This is a genomic window from Streptococcus sp. 45 (assembly GCF_900108865.1).
Classification (GTDB): Bacteria; Bacillota; Bacilli; order Lactobacillales; family Streptococcaceae; genus Streptococcus; species Streptococcus ruminicola.
The window spans coordinates 146996-173615 of the sequence record NZ_FNXZ01000003.1 but is presented as its reverse complement, the minus strand read 5'-3'; the positions used below and the strand labels follow the sequence as shown (position 1 = coordinate 173615).

The following is a 26620-nucleotide window of genomic DNA, read 5'->3' as shown; positions in this document are numbered from 1 at the left end:
TTATCACTTTTAGGATGGATTGTCGCTTAAAAAGACTTAGCACAAAAAAACAGAGGAGTATTCTCCTCTGAATCTATTTAAATACTTTCTTAAGAACTTCACCGACAGTTGTTACCCCAACCACTTCAATCGTTTCTGGAATGTCAATGCCAGCCAAAGAATTCTTCGGCGCGTAAACTTTGGTAAAGCCAAGTTTTGCCGCTTCATTGATACGTTGTTCAATACGAGTGACACGACGAATCTCGCCCGTCAAACCAATTTCACCGATGAAAGCTTCTTGGGGATTGGTTGGCTTTTCTTTATAGCTTGACGCAATCGCTACCGCTACTGCCAAGTCAATCGCTGGCTCATCAAGTTTGACACCACCAGCAGATTTGAGATAAGCATCTTGATTTTGCAATAAAAGTCCACAACGTTTTTCAAGCACCGCCATAATCAGACTAACACGATTGAAATCAAGCCCAGTCGTTGTGCGTTTGGCATTTCCAAAAACAGTCGGTGTCACCAAAGCTTGAACCTCCGCCAAAATAGGGCGACTACCTTCCATGGTTACCACGATAGCTGAACCAGTCGCTCCATCCAAGCGTTCTTCCAAGAAAACTTGGCTCGGATTAAGCACTTCAACCAGCCCACCAGATTGCATTTCAAAAATGCCAATTTCATTGGTCGAACCAAAACGATTTTTCACGGCACGCAAGATACGGAAAGTATGATGGCGTTCACCCTCAAAATAAAGCACCGTATCCACCATATGCTCAAGCATACGTGGACCAGCAAGTTGTCCTTCCTTAGTCACGTGACCAACGATAAAGGTTGCGATGTTATTAGTCTTAGCCAACTGCATGAGCTCTGCCGTCACTTCACGCACTTGTGATACTGATCCTTGAACCCCTGAAATATCAGGACTCATAATGGTTTGAATAGAGTCAATAATTAAGAAATCAGGCTGAATTTGCTCAATCTGCGCACGGATAGCTTGCATATTTGTCTCAGCATAAAGGTAAAATTCATTGTCAATATCGCCAAGTCTTTCACTACGTAGTTTAATCTGCTCAGCTGATTCTTCCCCAGAAACGTAAAGAACCGTTCCTTTGTCAGCAAGCTGAATTGATACCTGCAAAAGTAAGGTTGATTTTCCGATACCTGGGTCACCACCAATAAGCACCAAACTGCCTGGCACCACACCGCCACCAAGCACACGGTTAAATTCATCCATGTCTGTCTTCGTGCGTGAGTAGTTAATCGAGCTCACATCTTTTAACTTAGTTGGTTTGCTCTTTTCACCTGTCAAGCTGACACGCGCATTTTTAACCTCTTGCACCTCAACTTCTTCGACAAATGATGTCCATGATGAACAGTTTGGGCAACGCCCTAAATACTTAGGAGAATGATAGCCACACTCCTGACAAATAAACGTTGTTTTCTTCTTAGCGATAATTTTCACCCCTCACCAATACTCTGTGCCTTCTCCAGTTTTTCAATGTTTTTTGAAATTTCTTTCGATTAGATACTCCTAAGCACAAAAGATCAACACTAACCTGATAACCGTAGTTTAGCGCTTCAAGAACAGATTTATTAACACAAGCATTACCATCAACACCAATAATTTCTAAACAATTCGCTTCATTATTTTCTAAAAAGCTTCTCAACTGTTGATTGGAAAAACAAGATGCTCGGCGTTTCTCAAAAATTTTGTTAGAAACGATAGACAAGCCATCAGCAAATACTTTTGGCTTTTTGCCAAGCTCCCACCAAAAACGATTAATCACATAAATGACTTGTTTTTTCGGATAACTAGCTATCTTTTGGTTAACGGTTTGGACCAAATTTCGCCCATTATACGGTTCACCATCAGTAATATAATCTAACTGCATATCAATGACCAACAAATAATCTGCCATTTTTTTCTTAGCGATAGCTCATTACCTCCTTTATATTTTTACTCTAAACCTTATTTTCCTGTTGACCCAAAGCCACCAGTACGCACACCAGCTGCTTCGTCACCATCAGCAACCAAGAAAGGCATGAAAACACCTTGGACAATGCGTTCACCAGCTTCAACCACAACTGTTTCATCTGTAATATTTTTCATTTGCGCAAAGATGTGACCTTCATTGGCTGGATTGCCATAGTAGTCACCATCGATAACACCAACTGAATTAATCAAAACCAAACCTTTTTTACGTGGATTTGATGAACGGTCAAAGAGATAAAGCACCTCGCCAGCTTGCATATAAGCTTTGACACCAGTTGGCACCAATTTGATTTCACCTGGTGCGATTTCTGTTGTGACAGCTGCTTTCAAATCATAACCAGCCGCATGCGCTGTTTCACGTTTTGGTAATAATGTTTCGTCTGTGAATTGAGAAACTAATTCAAACCCTCTAATTTTGCTCATTTTGTCTCCTTAATTATCTATTCGTATTAAATTTCTTTTCCTTCGAAGGTAAAGCGAATGTGTGGGAATTCTTTTTCGCCGTCTTTTCCGACCATGAATTCCTTAGCTTCTTTTTTGATTTGATTTAGATCAACACCCTGCATTTTTGCCGCAAAAACACAGCCACAATAGCATTGGCGGTAAATGTCGTACTCTTCACACATTTCAACAGAACGGCGGTAGCCATTATTTTTTTTGAAATCACTTGGCAAGTACTTGGTTGCATAAACTTTTTGAACCTCAATACCGACACTGTTAATGACCTGTGAATTTTTGTGTGGGCTGATTGTCAAGGCACTGGCAAAATAGTCATAGCCAAGCTCAACTGCTTTTTGCGCAGCCTTGTCCAAACGATAATCAAAACAAGCCGTACAACGTTCGCCACCTTCAGGCTCGTCTTCTAAGCCATGAACCTTTTGAAAATATTCAGATGGGTCATAAGGTGCCTCGATGAAATCAACCTTATTTCCTGTTTTTTCATTAAATTCTGAGATAAATTTTTGCACCACATAAGCACGGCGAAGATACTCATCCTTTGGATGAATATTAGAATTCGCAAAATAAACCGTCACATCAGCGTATTGCGTCAAATATTCTAATGTATAAGTTGAACACGGTGCACAACAAACGTGAACAAGAATTTTAGGTCTTACTTCTTCTTGCGCCCAACGTTTAGCCATTTGTTGCATGACACGGTCATAGTTGATTTTTTGATTGGGATTCATTCGTGATAAAATCTCTTCTAAATCAATCACAAAAATAGTCTTCCTTTCCAGTACTGATGAGGTCACCCCATTATACCATAAGTTATTTTTCAAAAACATGACAAACACCCTTAATTAAGATAGGGCAAAAAAGTGACAATTATCACCTGTTTTTTATAAACAAAGACAAACATAGCCGTCTTATGATATAATGGAGATTGTAATCTTGCTCGTTTAAGAGAGGAGTAAAAATGACAAGACAAAAAGTTGCTGTCTTAGGGCCTGGTTCTTGGGGAACCGCTCTTGCACAAGTATTAAACGACAATGGACATGAAGTTTGTCTATGGGGAAATATCCCAGAACAAATCGAAGAATTAAATACGAAACATACTAACACTCGCTACTTCAAAGACATCACAATCTCTGAAGATATCAAAGCGACACTTGACTTGAAAGAAGCACTTACAGACGTTGATGCTATCTTATTTGTTGTCCCAACAAAAGTAACACGTTTGGTTGCCAAACAAGTCGCTGAAACACTTGATCACAAAGCTGTTATCATGCACGCTTCTAAAGGTCTTGAACCTGGAACACACGAACGTCTTTCAACAATTCTTGAGGAAGAAATTCCTGCTGAATTGCGCTCTGAAATCGTCGTTGTCTCTGGACCAAGCCATGCTGAAGAAACAATTGTTCGAGACATTACCTTGATCACTGCCGCTTCTAAAGATCACGAAGCTGCTAAATACGTTCAAAAACTCTTTAGCAACAATTACTTCCGCCTTTACACTAATACTGATGTTATTGGTGTGGAAACAGCTGGTGCACTTAAAAACATCATAGCTGTTGGTGCCGGTGCACTTCACGGTCTTGGTTTCGGTGACAATGCTAAAGCAGCCGTTATCACACGTGGACTTGCTGAAATCACACGTCTCGGGGTTAAATTGGGAGCTAACCCACTTACTTACAGTGGTCTTTCTGGTGTTGGTGACCTTATCGTAACAGGAACATCTGTTCACTCTCGTAACTGGCGAGCTGGTGATGCTCTTGGTCGCGGTGAAAAACTCGAAGACATCGAGAAAAATATGGGAATGGTTATCGAAGGGATTTCAACAACTAAAGTTGCCTATGAGTTAGCTAAAGAATTGGATGTCTACATGCCAATCACAACTGCTATCTACAAAGTCATCTACGAAGGTGCTGATGTTCGTGATAGCATTCTTGGCATGATGTCAAATGACTTCCGTTCAGAAAACGAATGGCACTAAAATTAGAATTATAGTATAATTTAATTCAGCATAGTTTATTTATGAAAAGGAGTTCTCGTATGAATATGAGAAAAGTTAGAAAAGCCGTTATTCCCGCAGCTGGTCTTGGAACTCGTTTCTTGCCAGCTACAAAAGCACTCGCTAAAGAGATGCTTCCAATTGTTGATAAACCAACCATCCAATTTATCGTCGAAGAAGCCTTGAAATCAGGTATTGAAGATATCTTGGTTGTTACTGGTAAATCAAAACGTTCTATCGAAGACCACTTTGACTCAAACTTCGAATTAGAATACAATTTGGAACACAAAGGGAAAACTGATCTTCTTAAACTCGTTAATGACACTACAGCCATTAATCTTCACTTCATCCGTCAAAGTCACCCTCGTGGACTTGGTGATGCTGTCCTTCAAGCTAAAGCTTTTGTAGGCAACGAACCATTCGTCGTTATGCTGGGTGATGACCTTATGGATATCAACAACGATAAAGCTGTACCACTTACAAAACAATTAATTAACGACTACGAAAACACACATGCATCAACAATTGCTGTTATGCCTGTGCCACACGAAGAAGTTTCATCTTACGGCGTTATCGCACCTCAAGGCGAAGGAAAAGACGGTCTTTACAGTGTTGAAACATTTGTTGAAAAACCAGCACCTGAAGATGCACCTAGTGATCTTGCTATCATCGGTCGCTACCTTCTTACTCCAGAAATCTTCAATATTCTTGAAACACAAAAACCTGGAGCTGGTAATGAAATCCAATTGACAGATGCTATCGACACTTTGAACAAAACACAACGTGTTTTTGCACGTCAATTTAACGGTGATCGCTATGATGTCGGTGATAAATTCGGCTTCATGAAAACTTCTATTGACTATGCACTTCAACACCCACAAATCAAAGATAACATGAAACAATATCTTATCGATTTAGGTAAAAAATTGGAAGCTGACTCAACTAAAAAAGAATCTAAATAATATGCTATAACATAAAAAAGTTCCTCTAGACAATGTCTAGAGGAACTTTTTGTTATGACTTTAATGCAAAGCCATGGCAATCAAGACTAGACTTAAACCAACGTAAGCCGCTGCTGCCAACCAACGTTGCCATGGTTTAAACATGTCTTTTTCCACAAGTGTCGGTAAAAAGATGGCACATAAGACACCACCGACAAGACCACCAATATGACCAGCAATCCCAATACTTGGAGTAAATAAGTTGAAAATCAAGTTAATAACAATCAAAGCTTGATAATTTCTACCAAGTTCTTTCAAATAAGGATTTCTTCCAAAATACCCAGCAACCATAATCGCCGCAAAAACACCGAAAAGCGATGTTGAAGCCCCCGCAGCAATCACGTTTGGCGTAAAGAAAAGCGTAAAGATATTCCCAACAATTCCTGATAGAACATACAAAGCTAAAAACTTGTGATGTCCCCAAATCTGCTCTGCTATTTGACCAACAAAATATAGCGTTAAAGCATTGAAAAAGAAATGCTCCCAACCAATGTGGACAAATATCGGTGTCACTAAGCGCCACAATTGACTTGGAAATAAACGTACGTAGGCACCGAACATCCCACCAGTATTAAAAATGGCTTGGTTGGATGTGGCATTTCCAAAATAAATCACCTGCATGGCTATAAAAACCAAAGTCGTTAAAGCCAGCAAAAAGATCGTCACTGGACTTTCTTTAATAACGTTTTTCATCGACTAAATACCTCCATAACAGCGACATCATGACTGTCTGGCTGAAACTCTACTTTCTGACACTCATAAATCGTACTGATTGTTTTGCCTTTATAATCCACTAAATACCTGTCATAATAGCCAGCTCCATATCCAATTCGAAAACCATCTTGGTTAAAACCAACGCCTGGCACATGAATCAAATCGATTTCTGACTTATCCACAGCTTTGTCACAAGCAGGTTCCCACAAGCCAAATGATGTTTTCACCAAGTTATCCACATCATAGAGACAAAAAATCATTTTGCCGTGTGGGTAAGTCTTTGGAACTAAAATGGTTTTGCCATCTTTTTGAGCTTGTTTAATCAACAATTCGGTATTGTACTCAAAATCAAAAGCTAAATAAGTGGCAATAGTATCCGCTTTTTGATAAGCAGAAGAGGCTAGCAAATCATCTAATAAAGCCTTATCTTTCAAGGCTTTTTCTTTTCTATCTTGATGTTTTAAATGAGCAATGATACTCTTTCGTAAGGCTACTTTTTCCATGCTTTTATGATAACACAAAACCAAGATTTTACTCATCAAAAACCTTAAAATTTACTTTAAGGTTTCTTTAAGGTTTCTCCGCTATACTATATCTATCCTAAATAGCGGTTCTCCCAAACCGCTGGGAATTGGCTCTTTTGGAGTTATTCCCTTTTCATAAATCTCCTGGACATGATTGAAAAATCATGTCCTTCCCTTTTTAAGCCGCTAGCTCCCAATAGCGGCTTTTTTTATTTTTCAAATACAAAAAAAGTAGCAAGACTAAAAACTTGCTACCTTTTTAATGACTTGCTTTTTCTTTCAAGAAAGCTGAAATTTCACTAACCGCAAACGGAAGAGCTGCTTCATTTGGACTCATCTTAGGATGGTGAAGAGCGTAAGGTGTCTCAACGCCTAACCAGAACATCACTCCTGGAATTTTATTTAACAAATACCCAAAATCTTCTCCAGTCATAGCTGGTAAGCAGTCAATCAGATGTACAGCTTCGCGATTTCTGAAGAAATCCATAGCCTCACGCGCCAATTCGGGATTATTTTCCACAGGGAGATAACCACCTTGTTTCAAATTAACCTCTACTTCCATTCCAAAGCTTGCTGCCACCCCTTTTGCAATCTCAGTCACTCGTTTTTGAATCAAGAGGCTCATGTCTTGTGTCAAGGTACGAATGGTTCCATGCAGCTGCGCTGTTTCGGCAATGACATTATTAGTTGTCCCCGAGTGGAAAGAACCAAATGTGACGACACCGCCTTGAATCGGGTCTACATTTCGGCTGACGATTGTCTGCACCTGTGTGACAAAATAGGACGCCGCAACCAAGGCATCGTTAGCTTCATGTGGAAAAGCAGCGTGACCTCCTTTTCCTTTAAAAGTGATTAAGACCTCACAAGTCCCCGCAAATAGAGTTGAGGTATTTGTCGCGATAGCCCCAACCTTAAAATCAGGTCGCACATGCAAACCATAAAATTCATCTGGCTTCCAATCCCCAAAGGCATTATCCTGATACATGAGCATACCACCTGCTTCATTTTCTTCAGCGGGTTGAAAAAGAAAGAGTAGGTTATTCTTTGGTTGTGTTTGCACTAGCTCATTTAACAAACCAAGTGCTACTGTCATGTGCATATCATGCCCACACGCATGCATGCGCCCCTCATGCTGGCTGGCAAAAGGAAGACCTGTTTCCTCAACCACAGGAAGAGCATCAATATCTGTACGCCAACCAATTGTTTTTTCAGGAGCTGAGCCTTTTAAAAAGACCAAAATTCCAGTTCGCCAAGTTCGTTGTTCCACAAAATCTTTTCCCACTGTGATTTCTGCAATACGCTCCAAAAGATAAGCCTGCGTCTTAAACTCTTCCAAACCAATCTCTGGAATCTGATGCAAATCACGACGAATTTTAATTAAATCTAAAGTCATATATTTTCCTTAATTTGTGAAAAGGGAGTGGGACAGAAATCGGTAATTCCGAAGAAATTCGATTTCATCGTCCCACCCCCGCAAGGTTGAGTAGAGTTGTAAAAGCTGATTTATCAGCGCATTAGAGCCCACTCAACTACTGCGTCTTGCTCACTACAACTACATGAGTAATGAAGCTGAATATCTTTTAGCTCAAGAATCTCTTATTACAAATTGCGCAAAGCGTCTTCGAGCGCTGTTTTTTGTTGTGTTTTGGCATCAATTTCTTTAATGACGCGTGCAGGAACACCTGCAACAACAACATTTTCTGGAACATCTTTAGTAACAATAGCTCCTGCTGCAACAACAGAACCATTACCAACTTGAACACCTTCGATAACAACAGCATTTGCACCAACAAGAACATTGTCACCGATGCGAACTGGTTCAGCTGAAGCTGGCTCGATAACACCTGCAAGAACAGCACCAGCACCAATGTGACTGTTTTTACCGACAATAGCGCGTCCACCAAGAACAGCACCCATATCAATCATTGTCCCAGCACCAATTTCAGCACCGATATTGATAACTGCTCCCATCATAACAACGGCATTGTCATCAATAGTTACTTGGTCACGGATAATCGCACCTGGTTCGATACGAGCATTAATGTGACGTTTATCAAGAAGTGGCACTGCTGAATTACGACCATCTTGCTCAACAACATAGTCTTTGTTTTCAGTCAAATTAACCAAAAGTGGTTCAACATCTTTCCAGTCACCAAAAAGCACATTGCCAAGTTTTAGGACGTTTTCTGGAACTGCTGCAGCCAATTCACCTTCAAATGTCACCTTAACATTTGTCTTTTTCTCCGCATTCCCAATAAACGCAATAATCTCTTGAGCCGTCATTTTTTGTGCAGTCATATTTAAGATACCAAAAGTGTTAGAAAATCGAGAACAGATACCTCTCTTTTCTCGTCAAACACCCTATCCCTTCTAATTCAAATTTAGTTAATTGTATACTATTATACCAAATATTCAGAAAATTGGAAAAGAATTTTCTTAGATTTTCACTAATTTGATTTGTGCACTGCCAACCACACAAAAAAGCCTCCTTTCGGAAGCTTTTTTATCTGTGTATTGATGAATTAAAGACGTGCGTTCAACTCAGCTGACAAGTCTTCAAATCCTGGTTTACCAAGAAGAGCAAACATGTTTTTCTTGTATGCTTCTACACCTGGTTGGTTGAATGGGTTAACAGCGTTAAGGTAACCTGAAAGACCGATAGCCAACTCGAAGAAGTAGATTGTGTAACCAAGAGTGAATTCATCTTGTTGAGGAAGTGTCAAGAACATGTTAGGTACTCCACCGTCAGTGTGAGCAAGAAGTACACCATCAGTTGCTTTTTTGTTTACAAAGTCAACGTCTTTACCTTGAAGGTATCCAAGACCATCAAGATCTTCTGACAATTCAGGGATAACAACGTTTTTACGTGGTTTATCAACACGAACAACTGTTTCAAAGATGTTACGGTAACCTTCTTGGATGAATTGTCCAAGTGAGTGAAGGTCAGTTGAGAAGTTAGCAGATGTTGGGTAGATACCTTTTTGGTGTTTACCTTCTGATTCACCAGCCAATTGTTTCCACCATTCACCGAAGTATTGAAGTGATGGTTCGTAGTTAGCCAAGATTTCAGTGATGTAACCTTTACGGTAAAGTACGTTACGAACTGCAGCGTATTGGTAAGCGATGTTTTCTGAGATTTCAGCAGAAGTCAATTCTTTACGAGCAGCGTTAGCACCGTTCATAAGAGCTTCGATATCGATACCAGCAGCAGCGATTGGAAGAAGACCTACAGCAGTCAATACTGAGAAACGTCCACCAACGTTATCTGGAACAACAAATGTTTCCCAATCGTTAGCAACTGCTTCAACTTTAACAGCACCTTTAGCTTTATCAGTTGTAGCGTAGATACGTTTGTTAGCTTCTTCTTGACCGTATTTTTCAACTAGAAGTTCTTTGAAGACACGGAAAGCGATAGCTGGTTCAGTTGTAGTACCTGATTTAGAGATAATGTTAACTGAGAAATCTTTATCTTTAACGTATTCAACAAGGTCTGCAAGGTAAGTTGAAGAAATTGAGTTACCAGCGTAAAGGATTTGTGGGCCTTTACGATCTGCAGATGCTTGAAGGTTGTAGAAGTGATTGCTCAAGAAATCGATAGCAGCACGTGCTCCAAGGTAAGAACCACCGATACCGATAACGACAAGAACTTCGCTGTCTGATTGGATTTTAGCAGCAGCTTTTTGGATACGAGCAAATTCTTCTTTGTCGTAGTTTTCTGGAAGGTCTACCCAACCAAGGAAATCAGAACCAGGTCCAGTACCTTTACGCAAATATTCGTCAGCAACGTTGACTTGTGTTTGCATGAAGTCGATTTCTTCTTGTTCGACGAATTGACCCAACAATTTTGAATAGTCAAATTTAATATGTGTCATTACAATACTCCTCAAAAAATTAAATTTCTCTTCTATATTACTCTTTTATGCACTTTTTTTCAATCATTTTTACTAAATAATCCTATAAAATAAAGCGTTTCACGGACTTTTTCTAACTTACTGAAAACTTTCATGAAACAATCATTCAAGCGTGAAAAACTCCGCTTTTTTTGCATGATTTCAAGCATTTTAAAGAATAAAAAAGAGCACACACCTACAATCGCTTAGGGCTGCTGGATTCCTCCCCTGACCCGCTTCACGCGCAGATGTTGCTCCGATAGCTATTATATCATATTTTTTTGATTATGCAAATTAGCACTGCTCTTTAGCTTGCTTCTTGGCTGCTTTTTTCTTCTCACGATTTTTTCGGAAAAAGTCCTGCATGATTCCAGCGCACTCTGCTTCAAGAATGCCAGTCTCCACCTCAACACGATGATTGAGGCGAATATCAGTCAAGATGTCATACAAACTACCTGCACCGCCAAATTTTTGATTAGCCGCCCCGTAAATCACTTGTGGAATGCGGGCAAGCCCAATAGCTCCGCTGCACATCACACAAGGTTCAATGGTGACAAATAAAGTACTCTCAAGCAAACGCCAATTGCCTTCGTTCTCATTAGCTTCATTGATGGCCATAATTTCAGCGTGCAAAATCGCTTTTTGCTCTTCTTCACGCGCATTGTGCCCGCGTCCAATGATTTTGCCATCCTTAACAATGACACAACCAATAGGAATCTCGTCTTTTTCTAGTGACTTCTTAGCCTCATTCAGCGCTTCGCGCATGAAATACTCTTTTTCTTCCTGCGTAAATTCAGCCATTAGAGCTCCCCGATTTGCCAATATTTGTGTGGTTCAGCCAAGTCAACTGGCACACCGTCAGCAAAACTTTTCGCCTCGTCTTTAAGCACTTGAAGGTGATTTTTAGCATCAATACCTTGTGGTGGCACTGGTGGCGTGTGCGTCAAGACAAGTGATTTCACACCTGCAGCTTTGGCAATCTCTCCTGCTTCTTTTGTTGTCAAATGTGCTGGGTGATTTTCATTTCCTGCATAAAGGTAAACATCTGCCAAAAAGAGATCTGCGCCTGCGGCGAATTTTTCCAATTCAGCAAAATAACCTGTGTCACCAGTAAATACTAGCGATTGACCAGTTGCACGTTCGACAATACGAAAGGCATAGCAAGGAACTGGGTGGACCGTTTTGATAAAGGTAATATCAAATGGACCAATTTTTTCAACGCCAGTGACATCATAAACTTTTCCTTCAGAAACGCCTGGCAAAGTCAATTTAGCAAACTCAACTTCGTCTTCATTGTGACCGTAAATCGGCAAAACTTTTGGTGTCCAAAGGTGTTTTGGATAAAGTTGGAAATAATGGCGAAGTACACCAAGATCAGCAATATGATCAGGGTGATAATGTGAAATAATCACCGCATCCAAATCAAGTGGGCTGATTTCTTTTTCTAATTCTGTGACGGCACGGCTTCCACAATCCATAAGCAATTGAAAACCATCTTCACTCGTAACAAGATAAGAGGTTGTTCCGCCATCTTTATAAGGGTATGCTCCCCAGCAACCAAGTGTTGTGAGTTTCATAATAGGCTCCTTCTTTGTTTACTTTACCCATATTATAACAAAAAATATGTCCTTTTACGCGAGAGCCAATTGTTCTTTGTATTTATAAGTGATAAGACTGGCAAGAATTGCTTTGATAGTATCCCCAGGAATAAAAGCAAGATTTGATAATAATGAGGTCATCAAAGGCATGTGCATATAAACTGACAAATAAATGGCCCCTAATAAATCAACAAACAAAACTCCGCCTACTAAAATCGCGATCACATTTCCAATAAACGATGACGTTTTAAAAGCTTTCAAAATCAAACTGACTAGCATTGGTACAAAAAACCAAGCCACCACATAACCAGCCGTCGGACCAGCTAAAACCGCAAAAAATGTACTCCCAGAAAAAGCTGGCAAAAACATCCCTAATAAGTAAAATAAGAGAATTGATAAACTTCCCTTCTTCCAGCCTAATAAAACACCAGCTAACATGACTCCCAAATTCTGCAAAACAATTGGAACAGGAATAAATCCCAGTGGAATGGCTGGAATGAATCCTAAAATAACCAAAATAGTTGCCATCATAGCAATGTAAAGTAAATCCCTGACGTTTTTCATAACCTACTCCTTTGAAAAATAAATAGTCTCATGTAACTGACACTTTGGATTAAAGGCATGGTGACAATAAGGACAAAATCCCTTTTTATACTCCGTAAAAGTTAACGTATGACGACAACTGCCGCAAAGCACTGGTGCATTATCATCTACCGAAACAGGCTCAAAGGGATGATCTCGCAACTGATCATGACACTGATAACAAGCAAAATATTCCTGACACTTGCTACATTTCAAAGCAACAACATCACATGCTGTATGATAGTGTCGACATCTTCCCTCACTATCAAGATCAACTCCATAAATCACCATAATCACCAACCTTTTAATAAAGTTTACTACTTCATTTTATTTTAGTCAACTACTTTTTGTATATAGGTTAACACTTTTTGAGGTTCAAGTAAAAAAGCCTGAAACAATCGTTTCAAGCTTTATAATATATTAGAAATTACGGTCACTCTTATTGTAGCCATAACGTTCAAAGAAATCTTCACGGAATTCCAAAAGATTGTCATCCATAATAGCTTGACGAACTTTTTTCATCAAGTTCACAAGGAAGTAAAGGTTATGGTAACTTGTCAAACGAAGACCAAATGTTTCATCAGCTTTAAGAAGATGACGAATATAAGCACGTGTGTAGTTGCGACATGTGTAGCAATCACAATCATGATCAAGTGGTGTAAAGTCTTCTGCGTAAGCTGCATTTTTAACAACCAAACGACCTTCACTTGTCATACATGTTCCATTACGAGCGATACGTGTTGGAAGCACGCAGTCAAACATGTCGACACCGCGGATAACACCATCAATCAAGCTATCTGGTGCACCAACCCCCATAAGGTAACGTGGTTTGTTTTCTGGCAACATTGGCACTGTGAAGTCAAGCACAGCATTCATTTCTTTGTGTGATTCACCAACAGCAAGTCCACCGATTGAGTAACCTGGGAAATCCATACTTACCAAATCATTAGCTGATTGACGACGAAGGTCTTTGAAACCAGCTCCTTGAACGATACCAAAAAGTCCTTGGTCGTGCGGACGACGGTGAGCTTTCAAACCACGTTCAGCCCAGCGGCTTGTACGTTCGATTGATTTTTTAACGTAATCGTATGGTTGATAGAATTGTGGGCATTCGTCAAAACTCATCATGATATCTGAACCCAAGTTATTTTGGATTGAGATAGCTTTTTCTGGTGATAAGAACATTTTTTGACCATTGAGGTGGTTTTTAAAGGTAACCCCTTCTTCGGTAATATTACGTGTCTCAGCTAATGAATACACTTGGAAACCACCACTATCTGTCAAAATAGCTTGGTCCCAATTCATGAATTTGTGAAGACCACCAGCACGAGCGATTAACTCATCACCTGGACGCAACCATAGGTGATAAGTGTTTGATAGGATAATTCCTGAGCCCATTTCTTTGAGTTCTTCTGGTGATTGTGTTTTAACCGTTGCTTGTGTTCCAACAGGCATGAACATTGGTGTTGGGAAAGTCCCGTGTGGTGTGATAATTTCACCCAAACGAGCTCCAGTGTGTTTTTCTTTCTTAATTAAACGATATTTAATCGGATAATCTGTCATCTTTTTTCTCCTAGCTACCACAAAAAACAGTTGTGGGCATTTTTAATAGTGTCATGATTAGAAATAATCAGACTGAGAAAACCTCGGAAAAGCTTCCTAGATTCTTACAATATATTGCTTAAAAAGCGCAACCTTTACGATTTTACCAGAAATCACCTTTTTTGTCATGTTTACCTCTTTTCGTGTGACTTCTCTAATACAAGGTGCTATAATGAAAGCGTGGAAGTAATTACATTTTAGGAAACTTTTTAAGGAGGTCCATATTATGAAAGCTTCAGAAACTCGTCGCAAAGCTAGGGAATTTTTGAAAACTCTCTCTGGCAAGTATCAATTGTTTATCGTTCCTATCATTTTAGCTATCCTTGCTGTCTCAATCAGTTACAAGGAAACTTATACTTACAATGGTACTGAATTTAGCATTACTGAATCCGTTCCAGGAATCATCAGCATCTTGTTAGCATTGTTCCTTGCATCAGCAAGTTACGCTGTTCTTGATGTCATGCGTCATAAAGCCGACCATGTTGAAGTAGGCGACAATATGCGTGTCTTCTCCAATGAACTATTCGGTAAATACGTCATTACCGCTATTGTAAAATGGTTCTACATTTTCTTATGGTCATTGCTTGCATTTGTAGGTATGATTCTTCTTGTTGCAGGAGCTACAGCCGCTTCAAGCAAAGACAGTAATGTCGGACTCTTTGTTGCTTTACTTGGCTTTGTTCTTATGATTGCTGGTTTTGTTCTTTCAATCATCAAACAATACTCATATGCCATGACTACATTTGTTCTTTACGATGCTGTTGCTGATGGTACTTACGATGGTCCTAACAGCGTTATCTCTAAGAGTAAAGAATTGATGAATGGCAACAAATGGCGCTACTTCTGCTTACAATTTAGCTTCATCGGTTGGTATATCTTGACTGGCCTAACATGTGGCTTGCTTCATTTCTATACACTTCCATACACTACAACTGCTACACTTTACTTCTATGAAGATTTGCTAGATAAAGCAGAATAATAAATCATTAACAAGTAAAAAATCTCCAGTAATACTGGGGATTTTTTATGATTAAAAAGAGAGCTTGGAAATTTTCCCAAACTCTTTATTTATTATCTTCTCGGTAAGCCATGAAAGGTTCGCCGGCTGCTTTGAGCTTTTCTTGGCATTTTGGACAAATACCGTAGGCTGTCAATTGAACCTTAGTAATCATGTAGCCGGTTTGTTCATAGGCTTCTTTTCCAATATCGATAGCATCAACATCCATAAAGTCTGCAATATCCCCACAATATTTACAAACGATATTAATGTGCTGGTGACCCATGAAGTCATAGTAGGTTGTTGGGTCGTTAGTCACTTTTAATTCAGCAACAAACCCTTCTTTAACCAAGACTTTCATGTTATTGTAAACCGTCGCCAAACTCATATTGGGATGTTCTGGCAACAAGTCCTTATAAATCTTCTCAGCACTTGGGTGCTCATGGCTATTTATGATATAAGCGATAATGGCTTTACGAGTCTCCGTGATACGAATGTGCTTTCTTTTGAGATGCTCAATGACATTTTCATAGGCATCCAAAGGACGGTGATGGGTATGAATGTCCATTATGGCTCTCCTGTTCTATTTATTAAGGTCATTATAACATAGTTTATCTGTCAGCCATCCTGACATGCTCATTCATTTTATTATAAAAATCTGACGATTTCAAGTTTTCAGAGTAAAAGTTAACTATTTTTCTCAAAAAGGCTACTAATCTAGCATTTTTAGCCAATAAAAAATGAGAAAATTCATTTTGAAAGAATCTCCTCATTTTCACTGTTGTTTTCAAAAAACTTTTACAAGCCTTGGTATTCAATCTTAATGCACTTGTTCATAACGATTTTATCACGTCCAGCAGCTTGTAGAATCTCTGCAGCTTCTTGGCTTTCGAGTCCAAGTTGTGCCCAGAAGACATCAGCATCCGTTTCAATGAAATCTTTGGCAACTTCAGGGAGAAACTCACTGCGCCTAAAGACATCGACAATATCAATATGGACAGGAACATCTTGAAGCGAAGCATAGACAGTTTCACCAAGAACCTTTTGACCCGCAAGGCGAGGATTGACCGGAATAATGGTGTATCCTGCTTCTTGCATAATCTTTGAAACGCCATATGCTGGGCTATTTTCACGGTAAGACAAGCCGACAACTGCAATGGTTTTAGCATTTTTAAGATAAGATGCAATCACATCTTGGCTAGGATTTTGAAATGATGTCATTTAGCTGCCTCCTTTTATTGCGTTTTTCTTAAGTATAGCAAATCATTGATTTTCTGCCTAGCAAAAAGGAAATGACTGTATCAGCCACTTCCTTTTTATTTTTTCTATTTTGCTTCGTACCATGTTTGGCCTGCGCTTTCGTCTGCTACTAGTGGGACTGAAAGTTCGATGGCTGATTCCATGGTTTCTTTAACTAATTTTTCGATAGCTTCTAGCTCGTCTTTTGGCACTTCAAGGATGATTTCATCGTGCACTTGTAGAAGCATTTTAGTCTTGAACCCACCCTCAACAAGAGCTTTATCAAGGTTAATCATAGCGATTTTGAGAATATCAGCTGCGCTACCTTGAATTGGTGAGTTGATGGCTGTACGCTCTGCAAACTGACGCACGTTGAAATTGCGAGCATTGATATCTGGCAATTCACGGCGGCGGTGGAAGAGCGTTTCAACATAGCCTTTGTCTTTGGCATCACGCACCACGCGCTCCATGTAGTCTTTAATACCTGGGTAGCGTTCGAAGTAAGTCTCAATGTATTGTTTTGCCACTTTACGCGGGATACCAAGGTTGTTAGCAAGACCGTAATCAGAAATTCCGTAAACAATACCGAAGTTAACAGCTTTGGCGTTACGACGGTCATTTGGTGTGACGTCTTCTGGCTTTTCAATACCAAAGACACGCATAGCTGTTGAGGTATGAATATCTGCTCCCTCACGGAAAGCCGCAATCAAATGTTCATCATTTGAAATGTGGGCTAGCACGCGCAACTCAATTTGTGAGTAGTCAGAGCTCAAAAGCACTTCGTCTTCTGTTTCTGGGACAAATGCCTTACGAATTAAGCGACCTTGTTCCAAACGAACTGGAATGTTTTGCAAGTTAGGATCAACACTAGACAAGCGACCTGTTTGTGTCAAATCTTGCAAATAACGCGTATGAATTTTGCCATCTTTCAAGATAAAATCTTGCAAACCAACGATGTAAGTTGATTGAAGTTTAGCGATTTGACGGTATTCCAAAATCTTAGACACGATTGGTGAAATTGGTGCCAAACGTTCCAAAACATCCACTGCTGTTGAATAACCTGTCTTAGTTTTCTTAGTGTAGCTTGTTGGCAATTGCATCTTGTCAAAAAGCAATTCTCCCAATTGTTTTGGTGAATTAATGTTAAATTCCATGCCAGCAAGGTCATAGATTTCTTGTGTCAACTCATCAATAACAGCTTGGTTGGCTTTTTCCATGTCTTGCAGCGTTTCTTTCTTAACCGAAATACCAGCGATTTCCATCTTAGCAAGAACGTTTGCAAGAGGTTGTTCCATGTCAAAAAGAAGACTTGCTTGTTGATGCTCTGTCAACTTGTCTAGCATGGCTTTTTCAGAGTGGTTCAAAACGACAATCTTACGAGCCAGGTGGCTAAGAAGCACAGCTTTATCTGGCACCGCGCGTTTAGCCCCTTTACCATAAACTGCTTCATCGCTATCAAGAACATACTCTGTATAAAGACGAGCAATCGTTGATAATTCATTGTCATCCACGGTTGACAAGAGGTATTTCGCTAAGCGGCTGTCAAAAGCTGGCGCAGGCAAATCAATTCCTAAATGACTGAGAAGCACTTTGCTGCGTTTGAAATCATAAGTCTTGATTGGTTTAGCTAGCGCTGCTTTGAACAAATCGTCCTTAAGCAACTCAAGGTTTGTTGAGGCATAGATTGCCTTGTCATTTCCCCAAGCAAAACCAATGATGTTTTCAACGTGGTAATTGTCACCTAAGATTTCAAAATAGAAAAATTGGTCATCTGTGAACATGTCATCACTCAAGCTGTCCACTTCAGTGTAGGCAACGTCAAATTTTTCTTGTTTCTTAGTAGCACCAAGATTGTCTTTAAACTGTTTGAAGCCCATTTCATCATAAAATGGCACAAGTTTTTCTAAGTCTGGTCCGCTGTAATTAATATCATCTAAGCCAATCGCAATCGGCGCTGTGATGTTAATTGTCGCCAAGGTCTTAGATAAGAAAGCTTGCTCTTTATCATTAATCAAGTTTTCTTTCATCTTAGATTTCTTCATGCCGTCGATGTTTTCGTAAACACCTTCAAGGCTTCCGTATTCTAAGAGAAGTTTTAGACCTGTTTTTTCACCGACTTTGGTAACACCAGGGATATTATCGGATTTATCACCCATAAGGGCTTTAAGGTCGATGAATTGTTTTGGTGTGATTCCCATTTTTTCCATGAGATAAGCTGGAGTGAATTCTTCAAACTCAGCCACACCTTTTTTAGAAATTTCAACGGTTGTATTGTTATCCGCCAATTGGATAAGGTCTTTATCTCCACTGACGATTGTAACATCATACTCATCTTCGTTTTCAGCTAATTTATCCAAGGTTCCGATGATGTCATCAGCTTCATAGTTTTCCAATTCATACCAATTGATACCAAGCGCTGTTAACATTTCGCGGATGTATGGCAATTGCTCACGGAATTCATCTGGTGTTTTGGCACGGCCAGCTTTGTAGTCCTTGTACATTTCTGTACGGAAAGTTGTTTTCCCAGCATCAAAAGCCACCAAGACATGCGTTGGCTGGATTCTTTCTAATAAGTGATTGAGCATGAGGTGAAAACCGTAGATGGCATTAGTGTGCAGACCAGCACGGTTTTTAAAGCGATCAATCTGATTGTAAAGCGCAAAAAAGGCACGATAAGCAACGGATGACCCGTCAATTAATAATAATTTCTTCTTGTTTTCCATGGCTTTATTATACCACATCTTGAGCCTGCATTTAGCTCTTAAAGATGTTTCAAAAAGAAGAAAAAATTTCTCCTTAAGCTTACTTTAAGCCACCCCACTTATACTATAATCATTCCTAAAACTTTCACAACTAGCTTTGCTAGTTTGACGTTCATCTAGAACTCCCAATTTAGATGAATGTATCTTTTTCATAATCTCCTTAAAGTCTAGCTACTCCAGCTAGGCTTTTTGTATTAAAAAAGCATCCCAATCGTTAGATGGTCTGTCTAACTTTTGGAATGCAGATGATATTTATAAAACATTCAATAAGAGCATTAGAATTGGAATGACAACCATAGTTAAAATGGTCGATTCGGTTACCATAATGGCTGCATAGTCACTATCTGCTCCGTAAAGTTTAGCCACAACGGGTGCATTGGTCATGACGGGCATAGCTGATTGAATAATAAAGACTTCTTTCATCAATTGTGGCATTTGGGTGTGTTTGACAATGATTAACATCAAAAGCGGAGCAATCACGAAACGCCCGACTAAGACCAAGACATTATCCTTAGTAAATCGCAACCGTGACAGCCCTGCATTAGCCACCGAAATCCCAATGAAAATCATCGACAAAGGGATGGTCAAATTGCCCAAATATTGGAAATCACTCAGCAAGAAAGCTGGGAGTTTGATATTTAAAAGAACCAAAATCACCCCGATGATGAAGCCCATAAGTGGTGGTGAGAAGATTTTCTTCAAGGTTCCTCGCAAATCAAGCGTGACTTCTTTGCGACCATCTTTTTGAATCAAATAAGTCCCAATAGTCCAGAAAAATGTCGTGTTACACATGTAATAAACCAAGACATAAGGAATACTTTTATCCCCAAAAAGCGCTTGATTGATGGGAAGTCCCACAAAAATCGTATTAGAATTAAAAAACATAGAAACAAATAAGCCCTGATGCTTTTTATCAATCAAGAATAAATGAGCTACCGCTACAGCAATAGCTAATAAAATCACCATCGAAAGTGCTGGAAAACGCAATTGTGGCAGCATTTCAAGCAACTCTTTTGCCGTAAAACGACCGACAATGGTTGAAATCATATAGCATGGTAATGCTACCTGTGTCACCAACTTGGCAATGAGATTCGGCGCTTTTTCGTCGAACCAACCTTTTTTGGTTAGCACATAACCGACTAATACCATGATAAGAATAATCAGAACACCCGAAAAACTACTCACAAACCTTGCCATTGCTTACTTCCTTTTCATCTTTTAGTTTCAGTATAGCATATTTTTACCGCTTTCTTAACCTCTAGAACAAATATTCAAAAAAAGCTGGGAAAAACTTCTTCCCAGCAATAGTTTTAATGATTATCCTCGTTTTCGGAATCAAAAACTTGTTCGACATGTTCATGAATATCTTCTTTAATCTCATCTGTTTCAACCACAGATTCTTCACCCAACTGTTGGTATTCTACCTTGTCTTTCTTAGTAAATTGCTTATTATCGTCATATTTTTTAGAAATCAAAGAAATCATGCGGCGACGAAGGTGTTTTTCGTCCTGCACATTGCCTTTTTCACGAATCCAAGCTTGAAGCAAAACAACCAACATAACCAAACCAATGTAACCAAGCACAGGATACATGACAGAAACCAGTTGTTTAAAGCCAAGGAAAGACAAAACATACCCAGTCACGACAAAGATAATCATGTAACGTTTAAATTGACCCTCACCTTTATTTTCAGAAAAGCGTTTAGCTAGAGCGTAATAAAGACTAAAGGCTGTGTTGAAAATAAGCCCAAATACGACAAGAGAATAAGCAAAAGCAAACCAAGGGTGGATTTCATTGGCAAGTACCAACATTGGAATATCTGCTGAAGCAATCTTTCCAACATTGACAAACAAGACAAGTGAGGTAATCGCAATAATCAGGCCGACAATTGCACCACCAAGTGTTCCCCCTTTTTCAGCAACGCCAATACGAATAATTGAACCACCAAGGACAAAAGCCATTGATACCCCAGTCATCACACAAATGGCGAAGTAATTAAGAACAGACACCCAAATATTTGGCATATTTGTCGGCAAGGTTTTAGCCACTGTATTTAACTGTTCAAAGTCAAAAGAATGTCCAATCAGACTATGACCAGCAATAATCAATACCATGATAATAACAATCGGCGTAAAAATCCCAATAATCTGAGTAATTTTCTCAAAATCAAGGAAACTTACAAAAATCACAAGGAGAACACAGATTAAAGCTCCTAACCAAGTGGGCAATCCAAATTGTTGATTAAGGTTGGAACCAGCTCCAGCAATCATAACAAAGCCGATGACATAACAAGAAACAATCAAAGCAATGTCTAATACACGATTGGTAAAAGGATGGGCAATCTTTGAAAGTACCTCTGAATGGTCATTCGAACGATAGTAACTTCCTAATGTCACGATAATACGTCCAAAGATAGCATTCAAAATCCCTAAAACAATAACGCCAATCATTCCCCAGATACCAAATCCGACAAAATATTGCATCAAATCCTGTCCCGAAGAAAGTCCAGCACCAACAATAATACCAACATAAGCTAGTGCAATTGATAAAATTCGTTTAACCATTTTTCCTCCTTTTTAAATCAGGCAACATTAATAGGTTAACAAAAACAGATTAACACTAAATAACTTTTGTAACGCTAAATTGACAGTTGTTAATTTTTCCTTTCATTTTTAACTTTTCTAACACAAGAAAAGCAAGCAGATTCTTTCACCCTTATTTTAACACAAAACCCTACTAGAACGGTGATTCTAGCAGGGGGTCCACCATAAAATTAGCGACTAGCATTATTATAAAAATTAGGAATCAAACTAAGAACTTTGTTGGTATTATAATAAAAAACACGCTTACCATCTCGGATTTTATTTACCAAACCAGCCTCTTTTAACAAAGTCAAATGATGAGAGATTGTTGGCTCACTGACACTTAAAATTTGCGATAAATTTTTGGTTGTCTTTTTTCCTTTATTTAAGTTAACTAGTATATCAATTCTCACCGGATCCGATAAAATTTTAAAAGTGTTGGCCATGACTTGTCGCGAAAAATTTCCTATATGTTGCGAATTAATATCATAAATGATGGTAATACCATTTTTAAGCCGATTTACTCTAACATGGGGCCAAGTCACAGAACTTGGAATGAAATATAACTTTTCTCCATTATCTAGCTTATAAACGTCATCTTCCTTAGTTTGAATCTTAATTGAATCATTATTCCAATAAATTTGGTTGGAATCAATGGTGCTAATGAAATTTATAAACCCTTTTTCTGCAATATAATCCCTTTGTTTTTTGACATTATGGTTCAAAATATTAATCAAATTTGAATTCGAAACCAATTCTTTAAAATAGGTATCATGATATTCCCTCAAAAAAGAAAAAAGCTTCAAAAAAACCAAATTCTGATTGCACTTCAAATCATGTACTAACTCTGTGTTATCGAATTCCTTGAGTTCCTGAATCAAATCATCAACATTTTTGTTAAAAAAACTAGTTCCTAAATGAGATAGCTGCAGTTCTAGGCACTTATCTTCAAGAATCATCTCTTCCATAAAAAAGCTAGGAACAGCCTTCCTATAAAGTGGCGAAAAATACTTTAACTCAGCTAATGTTTTACAATCCATCTGTTTTCGAGTTTCAATAGCCCATGCGGTCATTAGACCATGCCCCTCAGGATTTAGCAAAACATGTAAACTACAAAAAAGCTCACTAAGAGGTGAAAAAATGCTACGACAATTATTATCCATCGAACGAATATTTTCCACTAATTGTTCTGAAAAATTGATTGTAATCGTCATTAACTGCCCCCTATGAAATCCTAAATTTTTCTCCTAGCTAAATTATTGACAACAATTGCCCCAATTGTTAAACAAGCTCCAAAAATTTCAATGGCTGAAATCCGGTAACCTAAAAAAACTTCTACCAAAAAAGTCACAATTGGCACCAAATTCATGAATAACGAACCATTCTGAGGTCCTAAAAACTTATTCCCAACATTCCACATCAAGACACCAATAACACCTGAAAAAATACTCATGTATAATAATTGTCCTTGAACAGATTGTAAATCAGATAAAGATGGAGCATTAGAAATATTCATTTTTGTTAGAATAATTATAACAAAAATCGAACTGATATTCCCAAATAAACAGCTTAATGTCGTATATTTTAATGGTGACCAACTTGGATAATGACTAACACCGATTGTATAAAATACCCAAGCAAATACGCTTAAAAAAATTAAGATAATTGGTTTCAAAAGATTCTTTTCTTGTTGAAAAATAGAAATATTTCCTTTTGTAACAACTAAAAATACTCCTAAAAGAGAAACCAAAATCAAACTCAAAGTTAACCAACCTGGAAATTCTCTTTTATAAACCCATAAAACCAAAATAGAAACCATTGGAATTAAAGCCATTAACAAAGAGGCTAATATTGTTCCTTGAGTTCCTGCCATCTTTTGACCAGCAAAAACTAGAAAATTGTAAGCACAAAAAGCCATTGTTCCTAAAAAATAAATGCCAATCAATTGACTTTTGTTAACCGTAAAGCCACCTTTTCCCTCTCTCAAAAAAAGAATCACTGACAAAACAATTGCTACAATCAAATACCTTATTAAAGTAAACCAATATGGGTCTATTACATGTAAGGCACTTCCCGCAATTGGCCATTGAGCACCAAACATTACCCCTGCAATCAAACAACTACAAAAACCTGTTAAAAATTTATTTTTTGACATAATAACTCCTAAACTTCTTCAAAAACTCCTGCTTAATCTCTACCAATCTAGTCATATCATTCATTTGCGATACCTTATACCCTACATAATAAGGTGACACTACAAAGCGAGGAACAACTTTACACATGACCTTATCTTTACTTCTGAAAAAGAAAAGATTATAAGAGCGACAATTTCCTAAAAAGTAGTCTTTAAGCAAATACATGACAACATTTTTAATAGCATCCGCAAAATAATCCAATTTATTCTGACTTGTGATGATATTAAATTCGCAGAAACCCATTATTGGCTCAGTTGATAAATTGATTTCAGCATGATAACTATCCTCTTCACATACAGTAAGCCCTTCAAAATTTTCAGTTTTTAAAGCTTCATAGACGTTTTGGGATTCAAATCCTACTATTTGCAGGTGAGGATGACGCAAACTACCGCCTGATAAAGGCCCATAATTTTTAAACATTGCCACGCTTTGAAATGTTTTCTGCGATTGCATACTAGAAAATTTATCCATTGCATATCGAATCAACTGCCGATTATAGTCATAAGTATAATTTGAAATATCTCCCCAATGATCATCAGACTCGATAATAATCGTTTGATAAGTTTCCTCTAACGTTCGATATTTATTTTCCAACCAAATCATTGCTCCATTTTGATCAAGAATATTTGTCAACTGATGAACCTGACAAAATGGACAATCACTACTATCATCAGGCTTTTCTTTTGCAATTTTAGGATTAAAAATCAATGGTTTCATAATCTCCCTCCTTTTAACTGTAAATTATACTGAATCACTCCTCCCATTCCAATCTATTGTGATTTTTTGAAATCGTTAATCACTGAACATATAGAACAAATTATACAAAAGACCAATTTTACTAAGTAAAGTCAGCAAACCCATTTCAGATTTATCAAATCGTTAATTTAGAAAATCACTAAAAAAACCACTGAATACATAGATTCAGCGGTTTTCTATATTTATAACCTAAAAATTCTTCTTAGATATTTGCCCAAACTGATTCGAGAATGTTAGTTTGATCGCGATCTGGTCCAACTGAGAATGTTGAAATGCGAACACCAACGAGTTCACCAACACGGCGAACGTAGTTACGAGCATTTTCTGGAAGTTCATCAAGGCTACGGCAACCTGTGATGTCTTCTGACCAACCTGGCAATTCTTCGTAGATTGGTTTACAACGTTTCAATTGTTCAAGGCTTGCTGGATAGTGGTCGATACGTTGACCGTCAAGGTCGTATGCCACACAGATTTTAACAGTATCAAGTCCTGAAAGAACGTCGATTGAGTTAAGTGACAAGTTTGTGATACCTGATACGCGGCGGCTGTGACGCATAACAACTGAGTCAAACCAACCAACACGACGTGGACGTCCAGTTGTTGTACCATATTCGTGACCAACTTCACGGATACGATCTCCAACTTCATCTAGAAGTTCTGTTGGGAACGGACCGTCACCAACACGGCTTGTGTAAGCTTTACATACACCGACAACTTTATTGATCTTGCTTGGACCAACACCTGAACCGATTGTTACCCCACCAGCAACTGGGTTTGAAGAAGTAACAAATGGGTAAGTTCCTTGGTCGATATCAAGCATGACACCTTGTGCACCTTCGAAAAGAACACGTTTACCAGCGTCAAGAGCGTCGTTCAAGATAACTGATGTATCTGTAACGTAATCTTTGATTTGTTGACCATATTCATAATATTCTTCAAAGATATCTTCAAATTTGATTGGTTCGCATTCGTACATTTTTTCGAAAAGACGATTCTTTTCTTCCAAGTTCACGCGCAAACGTTCTGCAAAGATGTCTTTGTCCAAAAGGTCAGCAATTCGGATACCAACACGCGCTGCTTTATCCATGTAAGCAGGGCCGATACCTTTGTTTGTTGTCCCAATTTTGTTATCACCTTTAGAAGATTCTTGCAAACGGTCAAGTTTGATGTGATATGGCAAAATAACGTGTGCACGGTCTGAAATACGAAGACTGTCTGTCTTAATACCTTCATCGTGCAAGTATTTCAATTCAGTTACCAATGATTTTGGATTAACAACTACACCATTTCCGATAACTGAGATTTTCTCTGGGAAGAAAATACCTGATGGAATCAAATGCAATTTGAATTTTTTACCGTCGATAACGATAGTGTGACCTGCATTGTCACCACCTTGATAACGTGCAATCACTTCTGCATCTTGTGACAAGAAGTCAGTGATTTTACCTTTACCTTCATCACCCCATTGGGTACCAACAACTACTACTGATGTCATATTCTGTTCGATATTGATACGAAATCACCTAGCGAGCAAATAAAAACGATACTAACTTATCCAGCCTGTCGTCTCCATCTCCAAGCTAAAATTCGTATCTTCGTCCTTTCTCTACAACTTGGCAGGAATCTCACCTGCGAGTTTGTCTTACAATTCATTATATGACTTTTCTGCTTTTTTTTCAATATTCCACGGTAAAATATTATTTTTTCCGAACTTTTTTTGAAAAAGGGGCTAAATATGACAGTTTTTCTAA

The 26620-nt window shown here is 38.5% G+C and carries 26 protein-coding genes and 1 other RNA gene; 3 read left to right on the top strand and 24 right to left on the bottom strand.

Annotated elements, in window-relative coordinates:
* Window positions 1-73: 73 nt before the first annotated feature.
* Genes radA through BMX18_RS06755 form a run of 4 tightly spaced genes read right to left on the bottom strand, consistent with a single transcriptional unit; the run spans window position 74 to window position 3192 of the window.
* Complete coding sequence (gene radA / locus BMX18_RS06770; RefSeq protein WP_074560973.1) at window positions 74-1435, bottom strand: DNA repair protein RadA; 1362 nt, start codon at window positions 1433-1435, stop codon at window positions 74-76.
* Window positions 1428-1901 carry an isochorismatase family protein gene (locus tag BMX18_RS06765; protein ID WP_093815735.1) on the bottom strand — a complete coding sequence of 158 codons (474 nt, stop codon included), beginning with the start codon at window positions 1899-1901 and terminating at the stop codon, window positions 1428-1430. Before BMX18_RS06765 ends, radA begins: the two co-directional genes overlap by 8 nt.
* 50 nt (window positions 1902-1951) lie before the next feature.
* The gene (locus tag BMX18_RS06760) at window positions 1952-2398 is read right to left on the bottom strand and encodes a dUTP diphosphatase (protein ID WP_074639612.1); all 447 of its coding nucleotides are present in this window, start codon (window positions 2396-2398) and stop codon (window positions 1952-1954) included.
* A 26-nt stretch (window positions 2399-2424) separates the two neighbouring features.
* Window positions 2425-3192: an epoxyqueuosine reductase QueH gene (locus tag BMX18_RS06755; protein ID WP_074564550.1), complete on the bottom strand. Its 768-nt coding sequence runs from the start codon at window positions 3190-3192 to the stop codon at window positions 2425-2427.
* Between the two features lie 200 nt (window positions 3193-3392).
* Between BMX18_RS06755 and BMX18_RS06750 the strand changes: the two genes are divergently transcribed.
* Together BMX18_RS06750 and galU are read left to right on the top strand one after the other, a co-directional pair.
* Window positions 3393-4409, top strand: a complete 1017-nt coding sequence (locus BMX18_RS06750) for an NAD(P)H-dependent glycerol-3-phosphate dehydrogenase (protein WP_015695767.1) — start codon at window positions 3393-3395, stop codon at window positions 4407-4409.
* Between the two features lie 65 nt (window positions 4410-4474).
* A complete protein-coding gene (gene galU, locus BMX18_RS06745; protein WP_074561114.1) occupies window positions 4475-5389 on the top strand; it encodes a UTP--glucose-1-phosphate uridylyltransferase GalU in 915 nt (304 codons plus the stop codon).
* Between the two features lie 60 nt (window positions 5390-5449).
* Here the strand turns inward: galU and BMX18_RS06740 are convergent, their stop codons facing one another.
* The 11 genes from BMX18_RS06740 to tgt all read right to left on the bottom strand — a co-directional run bounded on the left by BMX18_RS06740 (window position 5450) and on the right by tgt (window position 14299).
* Window positions 5450-6121 (bottom strand): rhomboid family intramembrane serine protease, encoded by a 672-nt coding sequence (locus BMX18_RS06740; protein WP_093815733.1) that lies wholly within the window; start codon window positions 6119-6121, stop codon window positions 5450-5452.
* Window positions 6118-6645 carry a 5-formyltetrahydrofolate cyclo-ligase gene (locus BMX18_RS06735; RefSeq protein WP_074869468.1) on the bottom strand — a complete coding sequence of 176 codons (528 nt, stop codon included), beginning with the start codon at window positions 6643-6645 and terminating at the stop codon, window positions 6118-6120. Before BMX18_RS06735 ends, BMX18_RS06740 begins: the two co-directional genes overlap by 4 nt.
* 280 nt (window positions 6646-6925) lie before the next feature.
* The gene (locus BMX18_RS06730; protein ID WP_074964945.1) at window positions 6926-8059 is read right to left on the bottom strand and encodes an N-acetyldiaminopimelate deacetylase; all 1134 of its coding nucleotides are present in this window, start codon (window positions 8057-8059) and stop codon (window positions 6926-6928) included.
* A 206-nt stretch (window positions 8060-8265) separates the two neighbouring features.
* Window positions 8266-8964: a 2,3,4,5-tetrahydropyridine-2,6-dicarboxylate N-acetyltransferase gene (gene dapD, locus BMX18_RS06725; protein ID WP_074560978.1), complete on the bottom strand. Its 699-nt coding sequence runs from the start codon at window positions 8962-8964 to the stop codon at window positions 8266-8268.
* Window positions 8965-9188: 224 nt separating this feature from the next.
* Window positions 9189-10538 (bottom strand): glucose-6-phosphate isomerase, encoded by a 1350-nt coding sequence (locus BMX18_RS06720; RefSeq protein WP_074480136.1) that lies wholly within the window; start codon window positions 10536-10538, stop codon window positions 9189-9191.
* Between the two features lie 188 nt (window positions 10539-10726).
* Window positions 10727-10824, bottom strand: an RNA gene (gene ffs, locus BMX18_RS06715) — signal recognition particle sRNA small type.
* A gap of 26 nt (window positions 10825-10850) precedes the next feature.
* Window positions 10851-11357, bottom strand: a complete 507-nt coding sequence (gene tadA, locus BMX18_RS06710; RefSeq protein WP_093815731.1) for a tRNA adenosine(34) deaminase TadA — start codon at window positions 11355-11357, stop codon at window positions 10851-10853.
* Window positions 11357-12133, bottom strand: coding sequence for an MBL fold metallo-hydrolase (locus tag BMX18_RS06705; RefSeq protein WP_093815729.1), 777 nt, complete (start codon window positions 12131-12133; stop codon window positions 11357-11359). Before BMX18_RS06705 ends, tadA begins: the two co-directional genes overlap by 1 nt.
* Window positions 12134-12187: 54 nt before the next feature.
* Window positions 12188-12718, bottom strand: a complete 531-nt coding sequence (locus BMX18_RS06700) for a biotin transporter BioY (protein ID WP_093815727.1) — start codon at window positions 12716-12718, stop codon at window positions 12188-12190.
* Between the two features lie 3 nt (window positions 12719-12721).
* A complete protein-coding gene (locus BMX18_RS06695) occupies window positions 12722-13027 on the bottom strand; it encodes a CHY zinc finger protein (RefSeq protein WP_093815725.1) in 306 nt (101 codons plus the stop codon).
* A gap of 129 nt (window positions 13028-13156) precedes the next feature.
* On the bottom strand, window positions 13157-14299 hold the full coding sequence (tgt, locus tag BMX18_RS06690; RefSeq protein ID WP_074482369.1) for a tRNA guanosine(34) transglycosylase Tgt: 1143 nt from the start codon (window positions 14297-14299) through the stop codon (window positions 13157-13159).
* Between the two features lie 265 nt (window positions 14300-14564).
* On the opposite strand from tgt, the gene BMX18_RS06685 reads away from it, so the two are divergent.
* The gene (locus BMX18_RS06685) at window positions 14565-15317 is read left to right on the top strand and encodes a DUF975 family protein (RefSeq protein WP_093815723.1); all 753 of its coding nucleotides are present in this window, start codon (window positions 14565-14567) and stop codon (window positions 15315-15317) included.
* Window positions 15318-15402: 85 nt separating this feature from the next.
* Here the strand turns inward: BMX18_RS06685 and perR are convergent, their stop codons facing one another.
* The 9 genes from perR to BMX18_RS06640 form a co-directional block, all read right to left on the bottom strand.
* The gene (gene perR / locus BMX18_RS06680; protein WP_039696162.1) at window positions 15403-15903 is read right to left on the bottom strand and encodes a peroxide-responsive transcriptional repressor PerR; all 501 of its coding nucleotides are present in this window, start codon (window positions 15901-15903) and stop codon (window positions 15403-15405) included.
* A gap of 230 nt (window positions 15904-16133) precedes the next feature.
* Entirely contained in the window at window positions 16134-16556 is a 423-nt protein-coding gene (locus BMX18_RS06675; RefSeq protein ID WP_074869484.1) for a CoA-binding protein, read from the bottom strand.
* 104 nt (window positions 16557-16660) lie between these two features.
* Window positions 16661-19297: a DNA polymerase I gene (gene polA / locus BMX18_RS06670; RefSeq protein ID WP_093815797.1), complete on the bottom strand. Its 2637-nt coding sequence runs from the start codon at window positions 19295-19297 to the stop codon at window positions 16661-16663.
* 291 nt (window positions 19298-19588) lie between these two features.
* Entirely contained in the window at window positions 19589-20533 is a 945-nt protein-coding gene (locus BMX18_RS06665) for an AEC family transporter (protein ID WP_074564565.1), read from the bottom strand.
* A gap of 113 nt (window positions 20534-20646) precedes the next feature.
* Window positions 20647-21900, bottom strand: a complete 1254-nt coding sequence (locus BMX18_RS06660) for a YkvI family membrane protein (protein WP_093815721.1) — start codon at window positions 21898-21900, stop codon at window positions 20647-20649.
* A gap of 209 nt (window positions 21901-22109) precedes the next feature.
* Entirely contained in the window at window positions 22110-23132 is a 1023-nt protein-coding gene (locus BMX18_RS06655) for an ArsR/SmtB family transcription factor (protein WP_074564569.1), read from the bottom strand.
* Between the two features lie 20 nt (window positions 23133-23152).
* Window positions 23153-24073 (bottom strand): DMT family transporter, encoded by a 921-nt coding sequence (locus BMX18_RS06650; protein ID WP_074869489.1) that lies wholly within the window; start codon window positions 24071-24073, stop codon window positions 23153-23155.
* A complete protein-coding gene (locus tag BMX18_RS06645; protein WP_074564572.1) occupies window positions 24060-24830 on the bottom strand; it encodes a DUF4931 domain-containing protein in 771 nt (256 codons plus the stop codon). The genes BMX18_RS06650 and BMX18_RS06645 overlap by 14 nt, the downstream gene beginning before the upstream one ends.
* Window positions 24831-25071: 241 nt before the next feature.
* On the bottom strand, window positions 25072-26364 hold the full coding sequence (locus BMX18_RS06640) for an adenylosuccinate synthase (RefSeq protein ID WP_074482359.1): 1293 nt from the start codon (window positions 26362-26364) through the stop codon (window positions 25072-25074).
* Window positions 26365-26620 lie beyond the last annotated feature (256 nt).

Bases quoted from the DNA above. Each gene is read 5' to 3' on its own strand.
- BMX18_RS06765 (WP_093815735.1), bottom strand. From the start codon at position 1,901: ATGGCAGATTATTTGTTGGTCATTGATATGCAGTTAGATTATATTACT.
- BMX18_RS06760 (WP_074639612.1), bottom strand. From the start codon at position 2,398: ATGAGCAAAATTAGAGGGTTTGAATTAGTTTCTCAATTCACAGACGAA.
- BMX18_RS06750 (WP_015695767.1), top strand. From the start codon at position 3,393: ATGACAAGACAAAAAGTTGCTGTCTTAGGGCCTGGTTCTTGGGGAACC.
- galU (WP_074561114.1), top strand. From the start codon at position 4,475: ATGAGAAAAGTTAGAAAAGCCGTTATTCCCGCAGCTGGTCTTGGAACT.
- BMX18_RS06740 (WP_093815733.1), bottom strand. From the start codon at position 6,121: ATGAAAAACGTTATTAAAGAAAGTCCAGTGACGATCTTTTTGCTGGCT.
- BMX18_RS06735 (WP_074869468.1), bottom strand. From the start codon at position 6,645: ATGGAAAAAGTAGCCTTACGAAAGAGTATCATTGCTCATTTAAAACAT.
- BMX18_RS06730 (WP_074964945.1), bottom strand. From the start codon at position 8,059: ATGACTTTAGATTTAATTAAAATTCGTCGTGATTTGCATCAGATTCCA.
- dapD (WP_074560978.1), bottom strand. From the start codon at position 8,964: ATGACTGCACAAAAAATGACGGCTCAAGAGATTATTGCGTTTATTGGG.
- BMX18_RS06720 (WP_074480136.1), bottom strand. From the start codon at position 10,538: ATGACACATATTAAATTTGACTATTCAAAATTGTTGGGTCAATTCGTC.
- tadA (WP_093815731.1), bottom strand. From the start codon at position 11,357: ATGGCTGAATTTACGCAGGAAGAAAAAGAGTATTTCATGCGCGAAGCG.
- BMX18_RS06705 (WP_093815729.1), bottom strand. From the start codon at position 12,133: ATGAAACTCACAACACTTGGTTGCTGGGGAGCATACCCTTATAAAGAT.
- BMX18_RS06700 (WP_093815727.1), bottom strand. From the start codon at position 12,718: ATGAAAAACGTCAGGGATTTACTTTACATTGCTATGATGGCAACTATT.
- BMX18_RS06695 (WP_093815725.1), bottom strand. From the start codon at position 13,027: ATGGTGATTTATGGAGTTGATCTTGATAGTGAGGGAAGATGTCGACAC.
- tgt (WP_074482369.1), bottom strand. From the start codon at position 14,299: ATGACAGATTATCCGATTAAATATCGTTTAATTAAGAAAGAAAAACAC.
- BMX18_RS06685 (WP_093815723.1), top strand. From the start codon at position 14,565: ATGAAAGCTTCAGAAACTCGTCGCAAAGCTAGGGAATTTTTGAAAACT.
- perR (WP_039696162.1), bottom strand. From the start codon at position 15,903: ATGGACATTCATACCCATCACCGTCCTTTGGATGCCTATGAAAATGTC.
- BMX18_RS06675 (WP_074869484.1), bottom strand. From the start codon at position 16,556: ATGACATCATTTCAAAATCCTAGCCAAGATGTGATTGCATCTTATCTT.
- polA (WP_093815797.1), bottom strand. From the start codon at position 19,297: ATGGAAAACAAGAAGAAATTATTATTAATTGACGGGTCATCCGTTGCT.
- BMX18_RS06665 (WP_074564565.1), bottom strand. From the start codon at position 20,533: ATGGCAAGGTTTGTGAGTAGTTTTTCGGGTGTTCTGATTATTCTTATC.
- BMX18_RS06660 (WP_093815721.1), bottom strand. From the start codon at position 21,900: ATGGTTAAACGAATTTTATCAATTGCACTAGCTTATGTTGGTATTATT.
- BMX18_RS06655 (WP_074564569.1), bottom strand. From the start codon at position 23,132: ATGACGATTACAATCAATTTTTCAGAACAATTAGTGGAAAATATTCGT.
- BMX18_RS06650 (WP_074869489.1), bottom strand. From the start codon at position 24,073: ATGTCAAAAAATAAATTTTTAACAGGTTTTTGTAGTTGTTTGATTGCA.
- BMX18_RS06645 (WP_074564572.1), bottom strand. From the start codon at position 24,830: ATGAAACCATTGATTTTTAATCCTAAAATTGCAAAAGAAAAGCCTGAT.
- BMX18_RS06640 (WP_074482359.1), bottom strand. From the start codon at position 26,364: ATGACATCAGTAGTAGTTGTTGGTACCCAATGGGGTGATGAAGGTAAA.